The organism is Flavobacterium sp. IB48, from assembly GCF_016405855.1.
GTDB lineage: Bacteria > Bacteroidota > Bacteroidia > Flavobacteriales > Flavobacteriaceae > Flavobacterium > Flavobacterium ginsengisoli.
The window spans coordinates 143,629-168,516 of the sequence record NZ_JAEFCA010000009.1; the positions used below are offsets into that span (position 1 = coordinate 143,629).

The 24,888-nt window shown below is 32.8% G+C and carries 24 protein-coding genes; 10 read left to right on the forward strand and 14 right to left on the reverse strand.

Annotated elements, in window-relative coordinates:
- Window positions 1–48 precede the first annotated feature (48 nt).
- The 5 genes from pdeM to JC605_RS21255 all read right to left on the reverse strand — a co-directional run bounded on the left by pdeM (window position 49) and on the right by JC605_RS21255 (window position 6,196).
- The gene (gene pdeM / locus JC605_RS21235) at window positions 49–684 is read right to left on the reverse strand and encodes a ligase-associated DNA damage response endonuclease PdeM (RefSeq protein WP_198858099.1); all 636 of its coding nucleotides are present in this window, start codon (window positions 682–684) and stop codon (window positions 49–51) included.
- A 6-nt stretch (window positions 685–690) separates the two neighbouring features.
- On the reverse strand, window positions 691–3,150 hold the full coding sequence (locus tag JC605_RS21240; RefSeq protein WP_198858100.1) for a ligase-associated DNA damage response DEXH box helicase: 2,460 nt from the start codon (window positions 3,148–3,150) through the stop codon (window positions 691–693).
- Window positions 3,151–4,752, reverse strand: coding sequence for an ATP-dependent DNA ligase (locus JC605_RS21245; RefSeq protein ID WP_198858101.1), 1,602 nt, complete (start codon window positions 4,750–4,752; stop codon window positions 3,151–3,153).
- Between the two features lie 33 nt (window positions 4,753–4,785).
- The gene (locus JC605_RS21250; RefSeq protein WP_198858102.1) at window positions 4,786–5,796 is read right to left on the reverse strand and encodes a ligase-associated DNA damage response exonuclease; all 1,011 of its coding nucleotides are present in this window, start codon (window positions 5,794–5,796) and stop codon (window positions 4,786–4,788) included.
- An 82-nt stretch (window positions 5,797–5,878) separates the two neighbouring features.
- Complete coding sequence (locus JC605_RS21255; RefSeq protein ID WP_198858103.1) at window positions 5,879–6,196, reverse strand: hypothetical protein; 318 nt, start codon at window positions 6,194–6,196, stop codon at window positions 5,879–5,881.
- 225 nt (window positions 6,197–6,421) lie between these two features.
- Here JC605_RS21255 and JC605_RS23860 point away from each other — a divergent pair, with 225 nt between their 5' ends.
- Window positions 6,422–6,553 (forward strand): hypothetical protein, encoded by a 132-nt coding sequence (locus JC605_RS23860; RefSeq protein ID WP_255562403.1) that lies wholly within the window; start codon window positions 6,422–6,424, stop codon window positions 6,551–6,553.
- Window positions 6,554–6,642: 89 nt separating this feature from the next.
- On the opposite strand, the gene JC605_RS21260 is transcribed toward JC605_RS23860, so the two are convergent.
- The 7 genes from JC605_RS21260 to JC605_RS21290 all read right to left on the reverse strand — a co-directional run bounded on the left by JC605_RS21260 (window position 6,643) and on the right by JC605_RS21290 (window position 13,366).
- Complete coding sequence (locus JC605_RS21260; RefSeq protein ID WP_198858104.1) at window positions 6,643–7,272, reverse strand: DsbA family protein; 630 nt, start codon at window positions 7,270–7,272, stop codon at window positions 6,643–6,645.
- Between the two features lie 445 nt (window positions 7,273–7,717).
- On the reverse strand, window positions 7,718–8,836 hold the full coding sequence (gene dnaN / locus JC605_RS21265; protein ID WP_095930019.1) for a DNA polymerase III subunit beta: 1,119 nt from the start codon (window positions 8,834–8,836) through the stop codon (window positions 7,718–7,720).
- Window positions 8,837–8,943: 107 nt separating this feature from the next.
- A complete protein-coding gene (gldG, locus tag JC605_RS21270; RefSeq protein WP_198858105.1) occupies window positions 8,944–10,629 on the reverse strand; it encodes a gliding motility-associated ABC transporter substrate-binding protein GldG in 1,686 nt (561 codons plus the stop codon).
- Window positions 10,629–11,354, reverse strand: coding sequence for a gliding motility-associated ABC transporter permease subunit GldF (gldF, locus tag JC605_RS21275; protein ID WP_198858106.1), 726 nt, complete (start codon window positions 11,352–11,354; stop codon window positions 10,629–10,631). The genes gldG and gldF overlap by 1 nt, the downstream gene beginning before the upstream one ends.
- A 58-nt stretch (window positions 11,355–11,412) precedes the next feature.
- Entirely contained in the window at window positions 11,413–11,787 is a 375-nt protein-coding gene (locus JC605_RS21280) for a YbbC/YhhH family protein (RefSeq protein WP_198858107.1), read from the reverse strand.
- Between the two features lie 59 nt (window positions 11,788–11,846).
- Complete coding sequence (locus tag JC605_RS21285; protein ID WP_198858108.1) at window positions 11,847–12,143, reverse strand: putative quinol monooxygenase; 297 nt, start codon at window positions 12,141–12,143, stop codon at window positions 11,847–11,849.
- Window positions 12,144–12,538: 395 nt separating this feature from the next.
- The gene (locus JC605_RS21290) at window positions 12,539–13,366 is read right to left on the reverse strand and encodes an S-adenosyl-l-methionine hydroxide adenosyltransferase family protein (protein ID WP_198858109.1); all 828 of its coding nucleotides are present in this window, start codon (window positions 13,364–13,366) and stop codon (window positions 12,539–12,541) included.
- Between the two features lie 263 nt (window positions 13,367–13,629).
- Between JC605_RS21290 and JC605_RS21295 the strand changes: the two genes are divergently transcribed.
- From JC605_RS21295 to JC605_RS21330, 8 genes are all read left to right on the forward strand, one after another.
- A complete protein-coding gene (locus tag JC605_RS21295; RefSeq protein WP_144212431.1) occupies window positions 13,630–14,580 on the forward strand; it encodes a PhoH family protein in 951 nt (316 codons plus the stop codon).
- A gap of 127 nt (window positions 14,581–14,707) precedes the next feature.
- Entirely contained in the window at window positions 14,708–15,070 is a 363-nt protein-coding gene (locus tag JC605_RS21300) for a DUF1801 domain-containing protein (protein WP_198858110.1), read from the forward strand.
- Window positions 15,071–15,208: 138 nt separating this feature from the next.
- Window positions 15,209–16,039 (forward strand): Cof-type HAD-IIB family hydrolase, encoded by an 831-nt coding sequence (locus JC605_RS21305; RefSeq protein ID WP_198858111.1) that lies wholly within the window; start codon window positions 15,209–15,211, stop codon window positions 16,037–16,039.
- Between the two features lie 115 nt (window positions 16,040–16,154).
- Complete coding sequence (locus JC605_RS21310; protein ID WP_198858112.1) at window positions 16,155–16,748, forward strand: hypothetical protein; 594 nt, start codon at window positions 16,155–16,157, stop codon at window positions 16,746–16,748.
- A gap of 90 nt (window positions 16,749–16,838) precedes the next feature.
- Window positions 16,839–17,792, forward strand: a complete 954-nt coding sequence (locus JC605_RS21315) for a phosphoribosylaminoimidazolesuccinocarboxamide synthase (RefSeq protein ID WP_198858113.1) — start codon at window positions 16,839–16,841, stop codon at window positions 17,790–17,792.
- Between the two features lie 280 nt (window positions 17,793–18,072).
- Window positions 18,073–18,453, forward strand: a complete 381-nt coding sequence (locus tag JC605_RS21320) for an ankyrin repeat domain-containing protein (RefSeq protein WP_198858114.1) — start codon at window positions 18,073–18,075, stop codon at window positions 18,451–18,453.
- Between the two features lie 134 nt (window positions 18,454–18,587).
- Window positions 18,588–19,718, forward strand: a complete 1,131-nt coding sequence (locus JC605_RS21325) for a glycoside hydrolase family 26 protein (protein ID WP_198858115.1) — start codon at window positions 18,588–18,590, stop codon at window positions 19,716–19,718.
- A 145-nt stretch (window positions 19,719–19,863) separates the two neighbouring features.
- Window positions 19,864–20,265, forward strand: coding sequence for an ankyrin repeat domain-containing protein (locus JC605_RS21330; protein WP_198858116.1), 402 nt, complete (start codon window positions 19,864–19,866; stop codon window positions 20,263–20,265).
- 60 nt (window positions 20,266–20,325) lie between these two features.
- On the opposite strand, the gene JC605_RS21335 is transcribed toward JC605_RS21330, so the two are convergent.
- A complete protein-coding gene (locus tag JC605_RS21335) occupies window positions 20,326–20,862 on the reverse strand; it encodes an SRPBCC family protein (protein ID WP_198858117.1) in 537 nt (178 codons plus the stop codon).
- A gap of 384 nt (window positions 20,863–21,246) precedes the next feature.
- Between JC605_RS21335 and JC605_RS21340 the strand changes: the two genes are divergently transcribed.
- On the forward strand, window positions 21,247–21,627 hold the full coding sequence (locus JC605_RS21340; protein ID WP_198858118.1) for an ankyrin repeat domain-containing protein: 381 nt from the start codon (window positions 21,247–21,249) through the stop codon (window positions 21,625–21,627).
- A 161-nt stretch (window positions 21,628–21,788) separates the two neighbouring features.
- Here the strand turns inward: JC605_RS21340 and JC605_RS21345 are convergent, their stop codons facing one another.
- Complete coding sequence (locus JC605_RS21345) at window positions 21,789–24,887, reverse strand: efflux RND transporter permease subunit (RefSeq protein WP_198858119.1); 3,099 nt, start codon at window positions 24,885–24,887, stop codon at window positions 21,789–21,791.
- Between the last annotated feature and the right edge of the window lies 1 nt (window position 24,888).

Here is a 24,888-nt window from a genome sequence, read left to right on the forward strand (position 1 = left end):
GTATTGATTGTTAAGAGGATGTGTTTTTAAGTTTGTTTATATGTTACGTTATTCTTTTTTAATTTGAACGACATCATTTCCTGCAATTGCGTAAACAGTATCTTCAGAATTGGGTTTTAGAAAATATTTTCCAGTAAATTCTCCAAAAGCGGGAAGAATCATTTGATTGGGTTTGCAAAAGAAACAACGAAGCTTTAAGGTCTGTAAACCCAAGCCACGCAAGACAATCCCGGGATGAATGTGTCCTGAAAAATTAAACAAATTCTCTTTTTCTGTAGGATGATGTGTGAAGAAAAAAGCATCTATTTGTAACATTTCGATGACCACAACACCAATCGTTTTGTAGTGTTTCTCATCAATTATATCGTGATTTCCCGTAATCAAATAGGTTTCTTGATTGTGGTTAGAAAGCCATTTTTCAAATAAATCCCATTCTGCATTTTTTGAACTGTGAAATAAATCGCCGAGAAAAATGATTTTTTCAGGCATGAATTCATCCAAAACTTCAGTAATTTTTCTAAAATTTTCAGAAATGGCGTTTTGCGGTATCGCGATTCCGTGTTTTCTAAAATGCGTAACTTTTCCTAAATGAACATCAGAAATGATAATTATTTTTTTAGATTCCCAAAAAACAGCTCCGCTTGAGTGAAGTATAAAGGTTTCATTTTGTATTTGAATTTTCATAAGTCGTTATTTCATATATGAAGCAGTCATTTTCTGAATTCTTTCAGCCAAAGTTTCACTTGATAATTTTTCTCGTAAGCGATCGGTAATAATTGGAAAACTAAATGGTGTTGGCTTTAAGCATTGTTTCCAAATAATTTTCTGATTGGCAATTCTTTCCAAAGCCATTATCAAACGGCCTTCTTCTAATTGATGTTCAAATGTTTCGCGATAGGCTTGATGCAGTAATAAATTATCAGGTTCAAAATCTCTAAAAACTTCAAATAGTAATTGAGAACCACTTTGCAAATGTTTTGTTTTAACCATTTTTCCAGGAAAACCAGTAAAGACTAATCCTGAAATTACAGCAATGTCTCTAAATTTTCTTCGAGCCATTTCGGTTGAATTTAAGCTTTTCTGCAAATCATGATGCACATATTCTGTTGAAAAGAGATTATTATCTAAAACGGCTTCAATATCAATTTCCTGATCTGAAAGCAATTCAAAACCATAATCATTATAAGCCAAAGAAAAAGTGATCGATTGCAATAAACTAATTCTAAAAGCCAATAAACTAGCCAAAGCTTCATGAACAAAGCGACCTTCAAAAGGATAAAAAATAGCATGAAATCCTTCTCGAGTTTTAAATGTTTCAATTAAAAATTCATCTGAACTCGGTACAATAGATTCTTTTCGCTGTCTTTGAAATAAAGGCTGTAAAGCTCTTAATTCAGGAGAAAGATTATCAGTATTGGCACGATATAATTCTTTTCGAAGCAATTCGCTCATTTGAGAAGAAAGAGCCAAACGCCCACCCATCCAGCTTGCAATTTTAGATTCTTTCTTAGGATTTGCTTTTTTAACCAAAACCTGCATATTTCTAATTTTGAATAACTCCAATTTTTTTCCTCCGAAAATGAAAGTGTCACCAGGTTTTAGCTTCGAAATAAACCATTCTTCAATTGTACCAATATAACCACCACTAACATATTTTACATTCATAACAGCATCGCCAACGATTGTTCCAATCTGCATTCTGTGATGCATCGCAATCATTCGGCTGTTTATTTTATAACAGCCGTTTTCATCAATTTCTACTTTTTTAAATTCGTCGTAGGCATGAAGACTCTGACTGCCCTGCGTAATAAAATTTAGAATCCAATTCCAGTTTTCTGATGAAATGGTTTGATAGCTAAAAGTACCTTGAATTTCTTTAAAAATTTCGTTGGGATAAAATCCATCAGAAACGGCTAAAGTATTGAGATATTGAACCAAAACATCCCAACCGTTTAAATACGGAACCCGATCTTCAATAACACTGTTTTCAACCGCTTTTTTTAATGCCGAAGCTTCAATAAGTTCAATAGCGTGAGTGGCTAGAAAATAAATAACACTTTCTTTTCCGGGTTGATGCCCACTTCGCCCGGCGCGTTGCATAAAACGGGCGACACCTTTTGGTCCACCAACCTGAATAATCGATTCGACTGGAGCAAAGTCAACTCCCAAATCTAAACTCGAAGTGCAGACTACTACTTTTAATTCTTCATTCCGAATTGCATTTTCTACCCAAATTCTCGTTTCTCTGTCAATACTTCCGTGATGCATTGCCATTTCTCCAGCAAATTCAGGATATTTTTCTAATAATCTTTGATACCAGATTTCGCATGCTGAGCGAACATTCGTAAAAATTAAAGTAGTTTTACTGGCTTTGATAATTTTAGCCGTTTCATCAATCAAATGTAACCCCATGTGTCCGCGCCACGGATACGTATCCATTTTCTCTGGAATGATAGAAACGACTTTTATTTTCTTATGAATTACGGCTTTGATTAAAATAGAATTATTAAAAGCTTCAGAATCAACTCCGAGTAAAACTTCTTGTGCTTGCTGAAGATTGCCAATTGTAGCTGAAATTCCCCAGATACGTAATTTTTTGGTAATCGTTTTTAATCGGGATAATGCCAATTCTATCTGAACGCCACGTTTGGTTCCTAGTAATTCATGCCATTCATCAATGACAATAGAACTGCAGTTTTTAAATGTATTGGCATAACCTTTTGTTGCCAAAAGCAATTGTAAGCTTTCTGGAGTTGTAATCAATAAATCGGGCATTTTGCCTTTTTGCTTGGCTCTTTCTGCCGAAGAAGTATCTCCAGAACGAATACCGACCGTCATAGGAACGTCTAGATCGTTTAAAACTCGTTCTGCTGCTTGTTTGATTTCTATAGATAAAGAACGAAGCGGTGTGATCCAAATCGCTTTTAAACCTGGATGGTGTTTAGTTTTATAATTCGGATTTTCTTTAATGTAATTTAAAATAATCGGAAGCCAGAGCGCATAGGTTTTTCCGCTTCCAGTTGGCGCGTTCAATAAACCATTTTTGCCTTGAAGAAAAGCAGTCCATGTCTGAGTTTGAAACGGAAGAGGTTTCCATCCCTGACTTTCAAACCAATTGTTGGCGATTGTAAATAACTGCTCTCTGTTCATTTATAAAATCATATTTTTTAAATCTTCTATCGAATTGGCTTCTTCAATTTTTTTATCGTGTCGCCATCTTAAAATGCGCGGAAAACGTGTTGCAACGCCACTTTTATGTCTTTTAGAAAGCGAAATTCCTTCAAACCCAATTTCAAAAACCAATTTAGGCGTAACACTTCTAACTGGACCAAATCGCTCTAAAGTATTCTTTTTAATAAAATCATCTACCATCCTAAATTCTGCATCGGTCAAACCGGAATACGCTTTCGCGAAAGTGACGAGTTCTCGTTCGTTGTTTTCATTTTCTTGCCAAAGCGCAAAAGTATAATCGGTAAATAGATTTGATCGTCTTCCGTGACCGCGCATAGCGTAGGTGAGGACGGCATCTATGGTTAAAGGCTCAATTTTCCATTTCCACCAATCTCCTTTTTTTCTTCCAACGAGATAAGGAGAATCTTTTCGTTTTAGCATTAAACCTTCGCTTTTCATTTCACGAGATTTTAATCTTTCATTTGTAATTTCTTCCCAAGTAGAAAAATTAATTCGTTCTGAAAGCTGTAGTGGAATATCTTTTCCTATTAAACTGGTAAACATTTCTTCTAATAAAGTACGGCGTTTTTCGTAAGAAAGATTCCGAATATCATTTCCCTGCCATTCCAATAAATCGTAAGCTTTAATGATGACAGGCGTATTTTTTAAAATAGAAGCAGATACATTTTTACGGCCAATTCGAGTTTGTAGATCATTAAAAGTTCCGACTTGATTGTTTATGAAAGGAAGAATCTCTCCGTCAATTACAGTTCCATTGGAGATTAGTCCAATAAAAGAATTGAATTCTGGATATTTATCGGTTACTAATTCTTCGCCACGGCTCCAGACGTAGATTTCATTTTCACGAATAATCGTTTGAGAACGAATTCCGTCCCATTTATGTTCTGCACTCCAATCTTCGGGATTTCCTAAACTTTCCAATTCGCCTTCAATCGGATAAGCCAAATAAAACGGATAAGGTTTTGATAAATAATCACTGCTTTTTTCATCTAAAATCAATTCTTGAAATGTAATCGTATTCGGATTCCAATCGCCCATTAATTTGTACGCCAATGTATCTTCGTCTATATTTTCAGCTTTAGAGAGCGCTCGCGTCATCAACTTCTGACTCAAACCAATCCTAAAACTTCCGGTAATTAATTTAGTAAAAACAAAACGTTCGTAATAATTTAGATTCAACCAATTGGTCTGTAAATATTCTTTTTTCTCTAAATCAGTTTTCTTTTTTAAAGCGATTATTTCCTGTAGAAATTCAGTCAGACTTTTGTCTGTATGCTCTTTTGTAGTCGGAATAACAAGCGCAATGGTTTCGGCCAAATCACCTACAATATGATAACTTTCTTCAAACAACCAAAGCGGTATATTAGCCAATTCGTTTGCCCATAAGCGCAATAAAGTGGTATTAACTGGTCGGGGAGGACGACGATGCGAAAGTATGGCAATGGTCCAGACTTTATCTTCATCGCTTGCTTTTAAGAAATAGTTTGTCAGCGCATCAACTTTTACCGATGTTTTATTAGAACTGTCTAAGGTTTTTATAAGCTCGGCAAAGTTTTTCATTTGATTATGAATTTTGAGTTTGAAATTAATAATTTACAATTCATCATTATTTGCGTCGTTCGTTTCTCCTTCATATTGCGTGTTGGCTGTTCTGGCATCGTAACCTAATTCTCTTAGATATCTTGAAAAAATATCTGAATAGCCATGAGTGCAGATTACTTTTTCTGCACCTGTTGCTTTTATGCTTTCTAGTAAACCTGTCCAATCACAATGATCGCTTAAAACAAAACCTCGGTCTACAGCTCGTCTGCGTCTTGCACCGCGAAAAGCCATCCAACCACTTGCTGTTCCCGTTACAAAAGGAGTCATTTTTCTAATCCAGGTACTTCCGTGAGCGCTTGGTGGTGCAATGACAATATTGCCTAATAAATCTTCTTTTTTAGTTTCTAAAGTAATTCTAGTAGTTTGCGGCAAATCAATTTGCGGACGAACAATATTAGTCATGTTTTCGATTGCGCCATGTGTGTAAATTTGCCCAATGCTGGTATCAAGATTTTTTAATAATCGTTGTGCTTTTCCTAAAGAATAGCCAAATAGAATAGAAGTTTTTCCTTCTGCACGGTTTTCTGCCCACCAATTATTGATATCAGTCATGACATTTGTTTGTGGTTCCCATTTAAAAGCTGGAAGTCCGAAAGTGCATTCTGTTATAAACGAATGGCATTTTACCACTTCATAAGGAACTGAGATTCCATCGTCTTCTGTTTTATAATCGCCAGTAAAAACCCAAATTTCACCTTTGTATTCAACTCTAATTTGTGCTGAACCAATAATATGGCCCGCTGGATGAAAAGAAAATTTCACGCCGTTTATAATAAAAGTTTCATTCCAGTCTTTGCCAGAAACATTTATTTCTCCTAGACGATATTTTATAATCGGAATATTTGAATAATGTGTAATATAGTTTTCATGCCCCCAACGCGCATGATCTGAATGTCCATGTGTAATTATCGCATTTTTTACTGGCCGCCATGGATCGAGATAAACATCGGCTTGCTGGCAGTATATTCCTTTATCGTTAAATTGTAATAAGGGTGCATTCATTTTTTAATTGGATAATTAGAAAATTTGGCAATTAGATAATTATTCTTGTTCATTCTTTGATGATCAGCTATTCCGGATTTTTTTAGTATTCAAAATTACTATATGGCGGACAGCTGTATTTGTCATCTTCATTATCTAAATTATAACTGTCATAAGGATTGGTGGTGTCGTAAGTTGAAAAAGGAGTATTGTTTTCAGCTAAATTTAGTCCGCTTTCTATAATTTCATAACAATCAGAATAGTCAGTAAACTGATTTCTATAATTATTATCTTCATTTTCTCCCGAAGTAAATTCATGATCCATTGCTTCATTTTCATGTGCGGTATCAATATGATCGGGTTTACTGCATTTAAAATCATTTAAGTTTGCAGTTTGTCGGCTGTTTGCATCTTTTCTCATGGCTGCTGTTTTAAATTAGTAAGTTCTCTAAATTTTTGATATATACAAATTTGAAAATTAGACGCTTAAAAAAATTATAGGATTTACATTTAATCTTACATGATTTGTTTATTGGGGCGTTTTAGCATAATTCTCATTTTGTAAAACTCAAGTATAATTCTGTAAAATAAGCACTTAGCTATTTTGCAACTTTGTATAACTAATAATTTAAAAAATTATAACATTATGGAAACTTCAAGAAAAGATTCGAAATCTGGAATGAAAGATTCTGGAAAAACTCAAAAATCAACAGCTGGTTCTAGAGCAAAAAGCACTACAACAAAATCTAATGATTCTAAAGGTAGAGCCGGACATTAATTTTTTTTAGTTTATTTAAGGACTAAATAATAAAAGCGTGCTGTTTAAATGTAGACAGCACGCTTTTACGTTTTTATAAGATTAAAGTTTTACTTTAAAACTTCTTGAATTGTTTTTACAAAAGTTTCAATTGGTTGAGCGCCAGAAACTGCATATTTACGATCAAATACAAAGAATGGAACTCCTTGAACGCCAATTTCGGCAGCTTCTTTGATATCTGCTTGAACTTCTTTAATAAATAAATCTTCGCTTTCCAGAACTTCTCTAATTTCATTTTCTTCTAAACCAGCCTGGATTCCCAATTTAATCAAAGTTTGACCATTGTTTAAATCTTCTCCGTCGGTAAAATAGGCTTTAAAGAAAATCTCTTCCATTCGATCGCCAATATTTTTTGTTTTAGCCAATTGAATGATTCGATGCGCGTTTAAAGAATTTGAGATAACAGCTTTATCAAAATTATAATCTAAACCAACACTTTTAGCACGTTCTGCGACACCTTTGTGCATTTCTTTAGATTGTTCAATTGACATGCCTTTTCTTTCTGCTAAGAACGTGTAAACGTCCATGTCTGGTTCTGCAGTTATGGTTGGATCAAGCTGAAAGCTTTTCCATTCAATTTCAAATTCATCATCTGGAAATACCGCAAGTGCAGTTTCCAATTGTCTTTTTCCGATATAACAAAACGGACACATGATGTCCGACCAAATTTCTATTTTCATTTTACAAAGATAAGGAAAAATGTTTTTTTAAGTTTTAAGTTTCAGATTTCAAGTTGATATGCTTTGTTTTTCTAACCGCAAAGTGCGCAAAGGTTACGCAAAGGTCACAAAGTTTTCTTTTTACCAAAGTCTTTGTAAAGAGTATAAGTACACAAAGCTTTGCGTTCTTAGCATTCTAAAACAATCCTAAGCAAGAATCTTAGCGAACTTTGCGTAAAACCTTTGCGAACTTTGCGTTAAAATTATACGCATAGCATATCAAATAGTATATCAACTTGAAACTTGAAACAAAGAAAACCTAAATAAAAAACCGCAATTCTTTATGAGGAATTGCGGTTTCTAGGTATAAAAAATGGTTGGTTAATAGCGATATCTTTTTTTTTACAATGATAAATCTTTTATTTAAAACTAAAAAATATCCCTGTAACAGAAAGAAACTTTAATGTTAACTATTTAACATTACAGGCATTACCAACATAGTAACAGTTTCTCCCTCTTCTAAACCATCAACTGGAGTTAAAATTCCAGCTCTGTTAGGTAAAGACATTTCAAGCATAATCATGTCTGACTGAAGGTTTGTAAGCATCTCTGTCAAGAAACGAGAGTTGAAACCAATTTGTAAATCATCACCTTGATAATCACAAGTCAATCTTTCTTCTGCTTTATTTGAGTAATCGATATCTTCTGCAGAAACGTTTAATTCAGCTCCAGCAATTTTCAAACGAATTTGGTGTGTAGTTTTGTTAGAGAAAATCGCAACACGACGAACAGAGCTTAAGAATAAAGAACGATCGATCATTAATTTGTTTGGATTTTCTTTTGGAATTACCGCTTCGTAATTAGGATATTTCCCGTCAATTAAACGACACATTAAAATATAATTATCAAATGAGAAAGTCGCATTTGAATCGTTGTATTCAATTTTTACTTCAGCGTCAGAAGTTCCTAAAATACTTTTTAAAATGTTTAAAGGTTTTTTAGGCATGATGAAATCTGCTACTTGAGAAGCTTTTACATCTGTACGAGAATATTTCACCAATTTATGAGCATCTGTAGCAACAAAAATTAATCCTTCTGGCGAAAACTGGAAGAATACTCCAGACATTACTGGACGTAAATCGTCGTTTCCAGCAGCGAAAATAGTTTTGCTTACCGCAGTTGCCAAAACTTCTGCAGGAACAAGCGTTACAGATGGATCTTCTAAACTTACCGCTTTAGGAAATTCTTCTCCTGCAGCATAAGCCAATGCATATTTACCAGAGTTAGAGCTAATTTCTACTGTGTTATTGTCTTCAACAGTAAAAGTTAATGGCTGCTCTGGGAAAGTTTTTAAAATTTCAAGCAAAAGTTTAGCAGGAACTGCTACGCTTCCTTTACTTGTAGAATCGATCGATAATGTAGCCGACATAGTCGTTTCAAGATCTGAAGCCGAAACGGTCAACTCATTGTTGTTTAGTTCAAATAAAAAGTTGTCTAAAATAGGCAACGTATTATTGCTATTGATTACACTACCTAAAACTTGTAATTGCTTTAATAAGTATGAACTCGATACTATAAATTTCATCTGTTTTGTTTTATTTTTTGATGCGCCTTTGAATAAATTAAGGTCTAAATATACGGATTACAAATATATCTTAAACTATCCAAAGTATTACATTTTTTTATTAACATCTATTTGCTGTACTTTTTCTTTCTGATAAAAGTAAATACTAGTCCAAAGATCAATAAAATTAGAATTGGAACTCCGATAGTTATGAATTGGGTCAAAGTATAACTTTCGTAAACTTTTTCTTTGTCCAACAAAGGCAATTCGACATCTTTACTTCTAATGTTAATAAGTCCAGTATCATCAAGAAGGTAATTGATACAATTCATGATAAAGTCTTTATTGTCGTACAATTGGCCAGTTCTCTGGTCGTAACCTAATTCAACGGGCATCATATTTTTATCTAGCTGGTTTCTTGCAATATCTCCATCAGCAACAACAATCATTTTGTTTGGTTTTCCTTGTGCTGTGAAAGAATTGTCTTTGAAAGGCAAAACTCTATTCTCAAAAGCCGAATGGAAAGAACCTTCCAATAAAACAGCAAGCGGTTTGTTTCCTTTATTCAAATAATCTTGCGGAGTTGTTTTTTCTGTAACCATGTTTAGGTTAACTTCTGTTGGCGTTCCAATTGTTTTAGAATATTGGGAAGATTGCAGTAATACTGTTTTCTTAATTCCGTTTTTCAAAGTGTCAATCGGATTTGCGAAATCGAATTTAATTCCGCCTAGATTTTTAACGATTGGATGCTGGCTTGTTGGATAAACTTGAGGAGCAAATTTCCAGATAAAATCTTGATATTGCGTTGCACTTCCTTGTTCGCCAGTAGCCAGTTTTATTGGACTTCCTTGTTCGTCTTTAATCAAATCAGGATTAATTCTGAACCCGTATTTGAAGAACATATCGTTCAGGTTTAAATCTCTAGGATAAGCCAAAGTCGCACCCATGTCATTGTACAAACTGTCCATGTCTGCAGCCGTCTGATCAATTAGCCAAAGCGTTTTTCCGCCATTCATAATAAATTGATCAAGAACTTCTTTTTCTTCGTCAGAGAATTTTTCTGTTGGTTTTGCAATAATTGCTAAATCGTATTTTTTAAGTTCGCTTAAAGTTCCACTCGGATTTTTTGAAACTGAATCTAATGTAAATGGACCTATAAGATAACTTTCGTGAATCTGTTTCAACATATTAGCAATATGCCTTTCTCTCAATTCGCCATTTCCTTTAATAATTGCAACCTTTTTCTGTTTGTCTTTTGTGACTTTATGGATTGCATCTGCAATAGAATATTCTAAATGCTGGATAGATCCGATAACTTTTTGCGTAGTCGAAGATCCCATGATATTTTTTAATAAAGGAATATTAACTTCTTTATTATTGTAAACGGCAACAGCCCAAGGAAAAACCATTGCTTGAGATTGTTTTCCTTTATCGTCAACTGTAATGTTTATTGGCGTTAATCCTTTTTGGAAAAGTGACTTTGTCAATTCGTCGCTTTCATCTGCATTTTCTAACGGATCAACAAATTCAAAAACAATATTGCTGTTATAGGCCTGAAATTCTTCTAATAATTGTTTCGTTTCCTGTTGCAAACGTCTAAAATCTGCAGGAAGATCTCCTTCCATATATATCTTAATGGAAAGCGGATTCTTTACTTGTTTTAGAATTCCTAATGAAGTTGGAGATAAAGTATAACGCTTGTCTTTTGTTAAATCAAAACGATGAAAAAAGATCGTTCCAAGTACATTTAAAACAACTAAAATAAAAATAGTAATGCCTAATGTCTTTAAATTATGTTTTGTAGATGGTTTCATTAAGCTTTATAAGATTTTAATTGATAAACAGTAAAAGACAAAAAAGCGGCTGCAATGCTTAAAAAATAAATAATATCGCGAGTATCAATTACACCTCGACTCATACTTTTAAAGTGATTTTGCATTCCTAAAGCTGAAACAAAACTATTTGATCCTGGAATTAATGAGCTCAATCCTTCAAAACCAAAATAGAAGAAAAAGCACAGGAAAACAGCAATAATAAAAGCCACAATCTGATTTTCTGAAAGGGCAGAAGTAAAGATTCCGATTGCTGAATAAGAAGCAATTAAAAACAATAGTCCGAAATAAGAACCAATAGTGCTTCCCATGTCAATATTGCCTTCTGGTGAGCCTAAATCTGAAATGACTTTAACATAAATTAAAGTTGGAATGATTGCCAAAATGATCAGCAAAAACGAACCGAAGAATTTACCATTTACGATTTCCCAAATAGATAAAGGTTTAGTCAATAATAACTCTAAAGTTCCTTGTTTTTTTTCGTCTGAAAAACTTCTCATGGTTACTGCTGGAATTAAGAAAATTAAAATCCAAGGAGCCAATGTGAAAAATGGAGTTAAGTCGGCATAACCTGTTTTTAGGATATTGTAGTCTCCTTCAAAGACCCATAAAAATAGTCCGTTGCTAATTAAGAAAATTGCAATGACCAAGTAGCCAATAGGAGAACCAAAAAAGGATTTTATTTCTCTTAAAATGATTGATTTCATTTGTTTGTTTTTGTTTTTGTATTGTTTCAAGTTTCATGCCCTTGAAACGACTTATAAATTATTTTCCGTGTGTAATTTTTATAATCTTCGAATTTCTAGCATCAATAATTATTAAAAATGTTCCTCCAACATAATTTTCAGGCAATGTTCCAGAAATAACCCAGTAATTTTCTAAGAGGTAAATTTCATATGGTCTTTGTTTTTCTATCTTTTCTTTTCCGTAAATATCAAATAAAATAGGTTCTACGATTTTAATTACAGTAGCACTATCTTTTATAACTAACTTGTTATTATCGATAACATTATGCTGTGACTTTTTAGACAAAGCAATTTTTAATTCTTCGTTTGCATTTTCAACCCCTAAAACTAAACGCTTGTTTTGTGCACAACTGCTAAGTGTAATTAGTAAAAGTGATAAGAAAAAATATTTCATAATTTAATTTTTATTTCATATTTCAAGTCGCACGTGTAACGTGAAACCTTAAACCTGAACTAATTTAAGCTTACCAATTTATCCAAGCTCCAAGCTTCTGGTTTTGCATTGAATAGTTTTTTTGTAAAATCCCAAACGCTATTAAAGAGTTCAGAATTTCTATAATTTTCCAAATCTTCTTCAGTTTCCCAATAACTGTAGGTAAAAAAGACACCTTTATCATTTTTGTCCTGATACAATTCTAAAAAACGATTTCCTTCGGCATTTCGTATTTTCTCTTTCACTGATTCAAAATTCTCCAGAAAATCTGGGATTTTTTCTTCGTGAAAACTCATTTTTACTATTCGAACAAACATGTTTGTAATTTAAGATTTTAGACTGTTGATTTTAGATTTTTTGAATTGTCCAAAGTCTTACAGGTGCGCAAAAATACCAAATTTGATTGTTGTTTTAAATAAAAATTCAAATATTATAAAACGATATTTTTTAGAGTTCCAATAAGTAATAATATTTCAAATATAGCCCGCGGTTTCAACCGCGGGAGCATAATGCATATCACGCACACTATGTATTAGGATGTATATAAAATGCGTATCACAATCCGTTTCCTGTTGAAACTACGGGCTATGTTTATGTTGTGTGAGTAATCTTCTTTACTAATGCAAACAAATAATAAATATGAATCTGCTCAATTAGCAAAATCTGCGAGAGAATTAATCTAAAATCTGAATTCTAAAAATCTAAAATTAATTTAGGAGAATTTAATAGTAATCACATCACGATAATTCAATCCTAACAAACTATTTGCAGAACCCACTTTAGAAGGGTTGCTTCTGAAAATAGCAATTTCTAGAAAACCAGCTTCATTAAAAATGGCCAGTTTTTCTCCTTCATAAGTTTTTATCGGATATTTATCTGAAGTAGCAATCGCAGAGTAATTTGGCAGAATCGTTTTGATATTTTTTGGTTTCATCACAATTTCATACGGACGTCCGCGCGAAATTTCTAAGAATTGCTTTTTAGAGATATTCGTAACCACGTTTCCAAAATGGTCAATGTAAATGATATTTCCTTTTATAGAATTTCCATCATCTGCTACAAGAGCTTGCAATTCAGTAGCTTCTTTAATGGCAGGAATTTCTTTTCCAATTACATTCAGCAGACCTCCTTTAGATAAATGAGAAGCGACTTGAATAAAGATGTCCAAATCTGTTGCTTCAATCGGGAAGCGATCGTGAATATTAATTGCCACAATTTTCTGCGGAACGATTTTCTGCGTAAGCATGCTTAAAATACCATTATCGGCACAAATAAAGAAGTGATCGTTCCATTGCATAGCGATATGCTGGTTTTCTTTATTACGCTCAATATCGACACCAATAAGATGAACGGTTCCTTTTGGAAAGCTCATGTAAGCTGCTCCGATAATGTAACTCGCTTCGGCAGTATTAAAGGGATCAATGTCATGAGAAATGTCAATGATTTGAACCTCTGGATTTTCAGAAAGTATTTTACCCTTCAGCGACCCCACAAAGTGATCTTTCAAGCCGTAGTCTGTAGTAAGGGTAATTATTGACATAATTTTGTTTATAACTATTGATAGTATTTAAATCTAAATTTCATTAAATTTGAGAAATGCAAAGCTAGTAATAGTAAACACAAATTGAAAGAAAGAAAAGACAATTTGTATTTTTTAAAGTTTTTGCAAGTTACAGTATTTATATCCAGAAGATTAAGTTTGATTTAGAAAAAAACTGAAAACTGCGATCGAAAACTGAAACTAAAATAGACCCGACAACCCCTAAATAATAAAAGGAATTATTTAATTTAAAACTACTTCATTTGAACGAAAGAATAATCGAGCTAGTAGATATTGCACCAAAAGAATTTTGGGGCGCGCAGGACAGCCATTTAGAAATCATTAAAAAGTATTACCCAAAGCTTAAAATCGTAGCGCGAGGGACAACTTTAAAAGCATTTGGCGAAAAAGAAGTTTTAGACGAATTCGAAAAAAGATTTCAAAGATTAATGCTTCATTTTACACGTTACAATAATATTGATGATAATGTAATTGAGCGTGTCATAATGAGTGATGGTCAAGAAGAAAAAAGAGCTTACGATCATGACAAAATCTTAGTTCATGGTGTTGGCGGTAAGATTATCAAAGCAATGACACCAAATCAGCAATTGTTGGTTGATACTATCAAGAAAAACGATATGGTCTTTGCTATTGGTCCTGCTGGAACCGGAAAAACGTATACCGGTGTCGCTATGGCGGTTAAAATGCTAAAAGATAAAGAAGTAAAAAGGATCATTCTGACGCGTCCTGCGGTAGAAGCCGGTGAAAATCTTGGTTTTCTTCCTGGTGATATGAAAGAAAAACTGGATCCTTATATGCAACCGCTCTACGATGCGCTGCGTGATATGCTTCCGAATGAAAAATTAGAGGATTATATTTTGAAAGGAATTATTCAAATTGCTCCACTTGCTTTTATGCGTGGACGTACGCTTGATAATGCTTTCGTAATCCTAGATGAAGCACAGAACACCACACACTCACAAATGAAGATGTTTTTGACTCGTATGGGAAAAAACGCCAAATTTATGATTACGGGTGATCCTGGGCAGGTCGATTTACCAAGAAGAACAATTTCTGGTCTTAAAGAAGCAATTCTAGTTCTGAAAGACATTGAAGGTATCGGAATTATTTATTTGGATGATAAAGATATCGTACGTCACAGATTGGTTAAAAAGGTAATCGATGCTTACAAACAAATCGAGAATCACGATTAATTATAAATTTTAGTGAAATGTTAAATGTAAATCGTGAATTGTGTTTTAACATTTATTAATATTCGTTTTGTATGTTTTCTTTTGAAAAGTGCAAAACGAATATTTTTTTGAATTTTAATTAAAAAAAATGAAACAATTAGATGATTTCTATCTAAATCAAGAAGAACCTATAAAAGGAATATTTCTCGCATTAAAAGAAATCATCTTAAAACAAGATCAAAACATAACCAATACTTTAAAATACGGAATGCCCTTTTTCTCTTATAAAGGAAAAATGTTCTGTTATTTATGGATTCATAAAAAACTCAAAAGGCCTTATATTGGAATTGTAGAAGGAAAACATTTTGATGAAGATTTTCTGATTCAGGAAAATCGCTCACGAATGAAGATTATGATGTTTGATAATAATGAAGATTTGCCTTTGGAACAGATTGAAACGATAATACAAAAAGCGATAAATTTATACAAAACTGGAATTGTTAAGATTTAAAATGTTTAAACAGCAATATTTAACGGAATAGTTAAATAAATAATAAACTTACCTCAATTTTGGCTTTCAAAGCCTGTAATCTTTGTCTAACCGAGCTTAAAGCCGTAAATTTGCAATTCTAAATATTAGAATATTAATATGACAAAACTTAAAAATATAAAAGTTGTAGTAAGTGACCTTGACGGAACTTTACTCAACCCACAACACAGAATTTCAGATTATACTAAATCAATTTTTCAAGAACTTCATAATCAAGGTTACTTAATTATTGTAGCTACAGGACGTCATCATCTTGATGCAATGGCAATTATAGACACACTTGAAGTGCCAGTTTATCTTGTAAGTTCTAACGGTGGAAGAATCCATTCGCCAAATAGAGAAGAACTTTTTGCTTTTAATTTAGACAGCGATGTGGTTAAAGCGGCTTTGAATATAGAAATTGACCCAGATGTTACAGTTGTGTTATTCAAAGAAAATGTATGGCAGACTAATAAATGGAATGAAAGATTGAACTCTTTTCAAGCCGAATTAAAATACCGTCCAGAATTGGTAGATTATAAAACAATTGAAGATTTTAAAGCAATCAAAATTTTCTTTTCTTGCGATAATCACGAGAAATTGGTAAAAGTAAGAGATGCTGTTTTAGCTAATTCTTCAGAACATTTGCATCATGCTTTTAGCTTGCCAACTTGTTTAGAGTTTATGGATAAGTCTGTAGACAAGGCAGTTGCAATTGAAAAAGTATTAGAAAAAGAAGGTTTCACTTTGGATGAGGCAATTTCGTTTGGAGATGGTTTTAATGATTTGCAAATGTTGTCTGCAACCGGAAAAGGTTTGATTATGGGAAATGCGCCTTCAATTTTAAAAGATGCTTTACCTGATTTGGAAGTAATTAAAACAAATGCAGAAGACGGTGTTGCAAAATATATTGCATCTAAAATTTTAGATAAAGAGTTTGCAACAACTTAATTTAGAATGTTTTATATTCAGTTTTGTTGCTGAATGCTAAATAATGGTTATTTTTATAAGAGCTAATTCGCAGAGAGTTAGCTCTTATTTTTTTAACCTTAAATTTGTTTTAGCAATGAAAAGATTTTTACTTCAAGTTGAACGAAATTGTATTTCGGGAGCATTGGTTTTATTACCGCTTTTAGTTTTTTTTATTTTGTTAGAAAAAGTTTGGAAGTTCTTTCAGAATTATGGCGAAAAATTTGCACATTTTCTTCGTCTAGATCTTGTATTAGGAAAATATGCAACTGATATCGCAGGCGGAATTATTTTGTTAGCTCTAATTTATTTTAGCGGTTTTCTAATGCGATTATCTCTTTTAAAAAGATTTACAAAGTGGGTAGACGAGAAATTAATGATCTTTTTGCCAGGTTATGAAAAGAATAAAAAAGAAGCAGAAGAAAAATTACTAAAAAGAAATAAAGAACCTAAACCCATAACAGATTTACCTATTTTGTTTAAAAATGGAGATTTTTGGCAACCGGCCCATTTAATTGAAGAAGATAAAAATGGTTCAGCAGTCATTTTTGTTCCAAATGCGCCAGCTAAAGATCAAGGACAGATTCTAATTGTCAAATCAACCGATTTTAAAAAATTGACAGACACAACACTTTCAAGTTTAGACGAGTCAATAAAATCTTTTGGCAAAGGAATTTTGAACTTTAAATAATTTGCAAAAATTGAACTGATATTTTCTTTGTTTGCTCTGTCAAATAGTTTTAAATTTGCATTCATTAAAAACAACACAACTAAAAGGATAATGAGTAATACAATCACAACTACAGATTTTAATTTCCCGAATCAGAAATCAGTTTACCGCGGAAAAGTTAGAGAAGTTTATAATATTAATGATGAACTTTTAGTAATGGTGGCAACAGATAGACTTTCGGCTTTTGATGTAGTTTTGCCAAAAGGAATTCCGTACAAAGGACAAATCCTGAATCAGATTGCAACAAAATTTATGGAATTGACGCAAGATATCGTTCCAAACTGGCTGATTGCAACTCCAGATCCAAACGTTGCTGTTGGACATTTATGTGATCCTTTTAAAGTAGAAATGGTAATTCGTGGTTATTTGTCTGGTCACGCTGCTCGCGAATATGCTGCTGGTAGAAAACAAATTTGTGGCGTTACAATGGCAGAAGGTTTAAAGGAAAACGATAAATTTCCAGAACCTATTATTACGCCAACTACAAAAGCTGATAATGGTTCTCATGACGAAGATATTTCTCGTGAAGACATTTTAGCAAAAGGAATTGTTTCTGAAGAAGATTATTTAGTTTTAGAAAAATATACTCGCGCTTTATTTCAAAGAGGAACTGAAATCGCTGCAAAACGTGGATTGATTTTAGTGGATACCAAATATGAGTTCGGAAAAACAAAAGATGGCGTAATTGTTTTAATTGATGAAATCCATACTCCAGATTCTTCTCGCTATTTCTACGCTGATGGTTATGCTGAAAGACAAGAAAAAGGAGAGGAGCAAAAACAATTATCTAAAGAGTTTGTTCGTCGTTGGTTAATCGAAAATGGTTTCCAAGGTAAAGACGGACAGCAGATTCCAAATATGACTGACGAATATATTGAGTCAGTTTCTGAAAGATATATCGAATTGTATGAGAATATTTTAGGAGAGAAATTTGTTAAAGCTGACATCGACAATATTGATCAACGTATTGAGAAAAACGTATTAGATTACCTTTCTTCAAAATAATAATTTCGATTTAAGCTAAAAAAATAAATATATAAAAAGCCTTGCTGAGATAAATTCAGCGAGGCTTTTTTTCGTTTAAATAGGTTTTCGATATGAAATCTAATCTGAAATTATCCCAATTTAATTATGCGAAAAGTGCAATTGAGCTTATCTGATTGCAGTTCTTTGTCTTTTTTAAGAAAAATTATCTTTTTTTTCATTTTTGATGCAACGTTTTGCCTACTATGAGCGTCTAACAAGTAATCATCACAATCATTAATCATTAAACAAATAATCAATCATGAAAAAGACAGTAATCATTCTAGGGACGGCTCTTGCCGTATTTGCAAATTTTGCAGCAGCTTCCAATCATAAGCTGGCAGTTAAAAATCAAATTGAAATTTCAGATTATTTCTCATCGCCTTTGCACATAGCTGTGTGTAATGGAGATGTTGAAACCGTAAAAAAAAGTATTGAATATGGTGCGGATGTAAATAAAATTGTGCGAAATATGACGCCTTTAATGCTTGCAGCTCGATTTAATAATGTAGAAATTGTGAAAATCTTACTAGCAAATGGAGCTAAACCTTCCATAGAAAACGAACATGGATTACGAGCATTAGATTATGCAAGATATTCAAAATCAACAGAGGCTGAAGCTGTTTTAAAAGGGCTGAAGTAAAAATTTTTAATGCAAAAAAAAAAAAGAAAAGCATTATCTTTATTTTGATAATATTGGTCAACGTATTGAATAAAACGTATCAGATTGCCTTTCTTCAAAGTAATACTTTTGGGTTTAAACTAACTATTTAAGCCATGAAACTTATTACTAAAAAAAATGCCCTATTAGTTTGTCTTACTGTAGGGCATTTTCTTTTTGCGCAAATAGATAAAAATGCGACAAAAGAAACTAAAAACTTATATCAGAATCTAAAAATCATTTCAAAAAAGCATATTCTTTTTGGACATCAGCACGCTCTTGAATATGGACATGGTTGGAGTAATGAGCCTAATCGTTCAGATGTAAAGTCGGTTACGGGGTCGCATCCGGCTGTTGTTGGTATAGATTTTAGCGATTTTTCGGGTCGTTCTAAAGAACAGATTGAAAAAACAAAAGAGGTTTTACGAAAAAATGTAATCGATACTTATGAAAGAGGCGGAATTACAACAGTCTCTTGGCATTTTAATAATCCAGCGTCTGATGGCGGATTTTACTGGAAAGACGGAATCTCAACCGCTTCAATGTCTTTAATTAAACCTGGTGGCTCTAATAACGAACAGTATAAAGAAATTCTAAAAACTATTGCCGATTTTGCCCATTCTGTAAAAGCAAAGGACGGAAAGCTTTCTCCAATGATTTTTAGACCTTTTCATGAATTTGATGGCGATTGGTTTTGGTGGGGAAAATCACATACTTCTCGAGAAGATTTTATTGCCGTTTGGCAGTTTACGATTTCTTATCTGAGAGATACTTTAGGAGTTCACAATTTTATTTATGCTTTTTCTCCCGATAATCGATTTAATTCTGAATCAGAATATTTAGAGCGTTATCCAGGCGATGAATTCGTTGATATTTTGGGCATGGATGATTATGCCGATTTTGGACGTGATGGAAAATATGATTTAGAAGCTGGTTTGAAAAAATTAAAAATATTTTCTGATTTGGCTGTAAAAAGGAAAAAAGTAGCTGCGTTTACAGAAACTGGTTTAGAATCAATTCCTAATGAAAATTGGTGGACAGAAATTTTACTTAAAACTTTAAAATCTGAAAATCTGCAATTGGCTTATGTTTTAGTTTGGCGAAATGACACTACAAGTCCAACTCACTATTATGCGCCTTTTCCTGGACAAATTAGCGAAACCGATTTTATGAAATTTTATAACGATCCTTTTACATTATTTGAAAAAGATTTGAAGTATATATACAGCAAGAAGTTTAAGATATAATCTATTTTTACATCAATAAAGAAACGCAATTTTGGTCTGCCTAAATTGCGTTTTTTTATTTTTCTCCTTATTCCTGCAACCTAATGCTCTTTTTAGTCGTCTAAATAGAAAATCATCATCATCAATCATTTAACAAACAATCATTATGAAAAAAGCAGTAATTATTTTAGGGCTAATTTTCATTTTTACAAATGAAATAAAAGCATCAAATTGTGAACTGAAAATTGAAAATCAAGCTGAATTTTCAATTTATTCGAACTCTCCATTTCATCTAGCAATTAGTAAAGGCGATATCGAAACGGTTAAGAGATTTATAAAGTATGGAGCCAATATCAATAAAATAGTAAATAACATGACGCCCTTGATGGTGGCTGCACGATTTAATCAAGTAGAGATTATTAAAATTTTACTCGAAAATGGGGCAGAACCTTCACTTGAAAATGAAAGAGGTTATACCGCTTTGCATTTCGCTGAGTTTGGAAAATCTGCAGAATCGATTGCTATTTTGAATAAAGTGAATATGGAAAAGAGTAGAAAACATAAATGAAATAAGAAAGAGCAATTCAAATAAATGAATTGCTCTTTTTTCTTTTAAAACTCTGAAAAATTATTCCATTATATCTTTTAAATTTTCTAGACCTTTTTGCAGATCATTTCCTATCAATTGGTCCATTTTTAGCATTGGAAGCATAATGTTTGTTGGATATGGAATAACACCGCTAATTCCCCATCTCACTTTTGTCTGATTATCTGAAATAGGTTCAGTAGACATAAATCCTACAGCATTATCTTCCATAGGCTTCTTAAAACGGAGCGCAAATTCGAGACGTCTGTTTTCTGTTATTTTTGTAATCTCTTCTTCACCAACACCAACTTCTTTCACATTGCTTTCCCAAGAAGAAACAGAACCTACAGCACCATCAGCTCCTTTATAATGAACTTTCATTTTTGGATCCATATTGGCCCAAACGCTAAACTCATTTTGATTTTTTAGTGATCTCACATATTTGAAGATGCTATCAGCTGGTTTGTTAATCGTAATTTCTCTTTCTACCGAATATTCTTTTGGCATAAAATAAGCCGCAATCAAGACAATTGAAATAAATAGAATTAGAATGACTAGTAATCTTTTAATAAAAATCATAGTTTTTGTTTTAAGGGTAGTAGTTTTTGATTTGTTTTTTTTCCTTCTTAATAGAAGTTATAGGGCTTTGCAACTATACTTGTATGTTTTTGATTTTTAATCTCATAGTAAATTTAAAAAAATAATTGTGAGTTTTGAAATGATACCGATTTTAAAAAGATCAAAAAAAAAATAAGATTTATTGTAACATTTTTGTTTTTATGTAGTCTATTATAGTAAAACCAGTAATTTGGTAACGTTTGGGTTCTTTAATTATCGTTTTATTAAGTAAGTGTTAAGAATTGGTTAAAACATGGTACTTTGTAATGCATAATACGATAAAATAAATTACTTTTACATCAGAATTAAAATCATCATCAATCAATTAATAAACAATCAATCATTATGAAAAAATCAGTTATTTATTTAGGACTAGCCTTGGTAACATTTGGAAATGTAGCTATGGCTTCAAATGAAGTTTCAACTGCTAAAAATCCAGTTGAATTAGTAGAATATGCAGCAAACCCTTTAAATGTTGCAATTAGTAAAGGAGATATCGTAGCTGTGCAAAAATTTATTGAGTACGGTGCAGATGTAAATTTAATGTCTGAAGAGCTTACGCCTTTAATGACTGCTGCACGTTACAACAAGTACGAAATCATTAAAGTTTTATTGGCAAATGGTGCAAAACCAAGTACAAAAAACGAAAGTGGATTTACTGCATTAAGATATGCAGAATTATCAAATGCTTCAGAATCAATTGCGCTTTTGAAAGATTTGAAATAACAGTTTAAAAGTTTTGAGTTAGTAAAAAGACCTTTCTGAGCAAAAGGTCTTTTTTTTGTTTTAAAATTAAATTTCTAAAACAAAAAAAGCATCATTACTAGAATGATGCTTCTTCCTTTTTAAATCCCAACAAATTGATTTAAAACTAAATATTTTTCTACCTATTCAAGTGGCACATCTTTTTTTCTATTAAATACCCAAAATAATATCGGGAATACCAACAAGGTTAGGACTGTTGCTGTCATTAATCCGCCAATAATTACAATAGCAAGCGGTTTTTGAGATTCTGAACCAATTCCTGTAGAAATTGCCGCAGGCATAAGACCGATAGAAGCCATTAATGCTGTCATCACTACTGCTCTTGTTCTGGCTTTGACTCCTCTAAAAATAGATTCCTCCAGCGAGTATTTTGCTTTTAGATTATGATGGAATTCGGATATTAAGATTACTCCATTTTGTATACAAATTCCTAGAAGCGCAATAAATCCAACTCCAGCAGAAATTCCAAAATTCATTTCTGTAAGATGAAGCGCAATGATTCCGCCAATAATTGCAAACGGTACATTGGCTAAAACAAGAAGAGAATCTTTAAAGTTTCCGAACAAAATAAATAACAGAACAAAAATTCCAATTAAACTGATAGGGACAACTTGTGCCAAACGTGCACTGGCACGAACTTGGTTCTCAAATTCTCCAGTCCAACCTGTTGTATAACCTGCAGGAAGTTTCAATTTATTTACTTTAGATTGTGCTTCTGCAATTGTACTTCCTAAATCTCTATCACGAACAGAGAATTTAACTCCAATAAAACGTTTTGTATTATCTCTGTAAATAAATGCTGGACCGGTAATAGTTTTAATATCGCAGATTTCTTTTAAAGGGATTTTTATTCCGCTAATAGTTGGAACTTTAATTTCCTCTAAATCTTTCTCATCTTTTCTGTATTCTTTTGAAAAACGAACACGAACATCAAATTTCTTTTCGTCTTCATACTTTTCAGTTGCTGTTTTTCCTCCAAAAGCTAATTCTAAAACAGCTTGAGCATCGCTTAAAGTTACGCCGTAAGCAGCCATTTTTTCTCGATCTAAAATAACGCTTATTTCTGGCTGGCCAACATTTCTTAAAATACCTGCATCTTTGATACCTGGAATATTTTTAATCTGAGCCAAAACTTCATTTGCCAACTGATCTAATTTATTTAAATCATCACCATAAATCTTAACCGCATTTGAGGCTTTAAATCCAGCTACCGATTCGGCTACGTTATCAATTACCGGCTGAGAATAGTTATAAGTGATTCCTTGATGAACTTTCAGTTTCTCATCCATTTCATTAATCAGATCGTCCATAGAAATTTTACGTTTCCATTGCTTTTGCGGAATTAAATCAACTTGTAACTGAATAAATCCAAAACCATTAGGATCGGTTCCATCATTGCTTCGTCCGGTTTGAGACAAAACTTTCTTTACTTCAGGAAAACTCTCTAAGTCTTTTCTAATTATTGCAGCAGTCTTAACACTTTCAGGAAGAGAAGTACTCATTGGTAACTCGGCAGTAACCCATAATGCGCCTTCATTTAATTGAGGTAAAAATTCTGTTCCTAAGAAACCTGCAGAAAAGAAAACAGCAGCTAGTATTCCGATAGAAGCGATTAAAGTTTTTACTTTATGTTTAAATGTCCATGCAAAACCTTTAGAAACAATTCGATCCCAAAAATTAACAAACGGATTGTGTTTTTCTTTCACATTTTTATTCAATAAAATATGCGATAGAACTGGAACTAAAGTTAATGTAAATATCAGTGCTCCCAATAATGCAAAACCTAATGTAAAGGCTAGGGGAGAGAACATTTTTCCTTCTACTTTCTGAAATGAGAAAATAGGCAGTAAAGCTGTAATAATGATTAGTTTTGAAAAGAAAATAGCTTTACCCATTTCTGTTCCTGTTCTCTTAATTAAGCTTCCTTTTGCAATTTTATTGAATTTTTCCATTCCCAATTGATGCGCTCGATGGTCTAGAACCACAAATAGCCCTTCAACCATTACGACGGCTCCATCAATGATAATTCCGAAATCGACAGCACCCAAACTTAATAAGTTAGCGCTCATTCCCATCATTTTCAAACATAAAAATGCAAATAAAAGTGAAAGCGGAATTACAATGGAAACTGTAAAAGTAGTTCTCCAGTCGGCCATAAAAAGAAATACGACAACAGTAACCAGAATAATACCTTCAAACAAGTTATGCATTACGGTTTCGGTCGTGAAATTCATCAGATTATCGCGATCGTAGAAAGTTTCAATTTTAATGTCTTTAGGTAAAACATTATCATTAAGATCTTTGATTTTTGCTTTGATTAAAGCCAAAGTTTCCTGCGGATTTTCTCCTTTACGCATTACTACAATTCCTTCAACTTCGTCGTCGTTATCTCCAAGACCAGTTTGTCCAACTCTTGGCATTGCACTTTCGTAAACATCAGCTAGATTTTTTACCAAAATAGGATTTCCTCCTGCATCGTCAACGATAATATTTCCAATGTCTTCTTTAGATTTTAATAAACCTACACCACGAACTACAAAAGCTTGTCCGTTTTTCTCAATAACATCACCGCCAACGTTTAAGTTTCCAGAATTTACAGCATTATAAACTTGTAATGGAGTAATATTATATTTAGCCAGTTTAATTGGATCAACTCCAACTTCATAGGTTTTAGTTTGGCCTCCAAATACATTTAAATCGGCAACACCTGGAAGAGAGCGAAGCTGTTTATCAATTACCCAATTTTGGTAAGTCAATAATTCCCTACTGTCTCTGCTTTTACTTTTTACAATATATCTGAAAATTTCTCCTGTAGGTCCGTATGGCGGCTGTACGTCTGGCTCTACATCATCTGGAAGAGAAACATTTTTCAATAAATTGTTTACTTGAAAGCGAGCAAAAGTATCATCAACACCATCATCAAAAATAATTTTGATAACCGATAATCCAAACATTGTAATACTTCGAACGCTTGTTTTCTTTTGAACAGAATTCATTGAAATCTCAATTGGAGAAGTCACGAAACGTTCTACTTCTTCGGCACTTTTTCCATTCCATTGTGTAATAATGATAATTTGCGTATTGGTAACATCAGGAAAGGCATCAATAGGCATATTTTTGAACGAAATAAATCCTGCAACAGCCAATAATCCGACCCAAAAGAAGGTAAATGCTTTATTCTTTAAAGAGAAAGCAATAATATTTTTTATGAATTTGTTCATA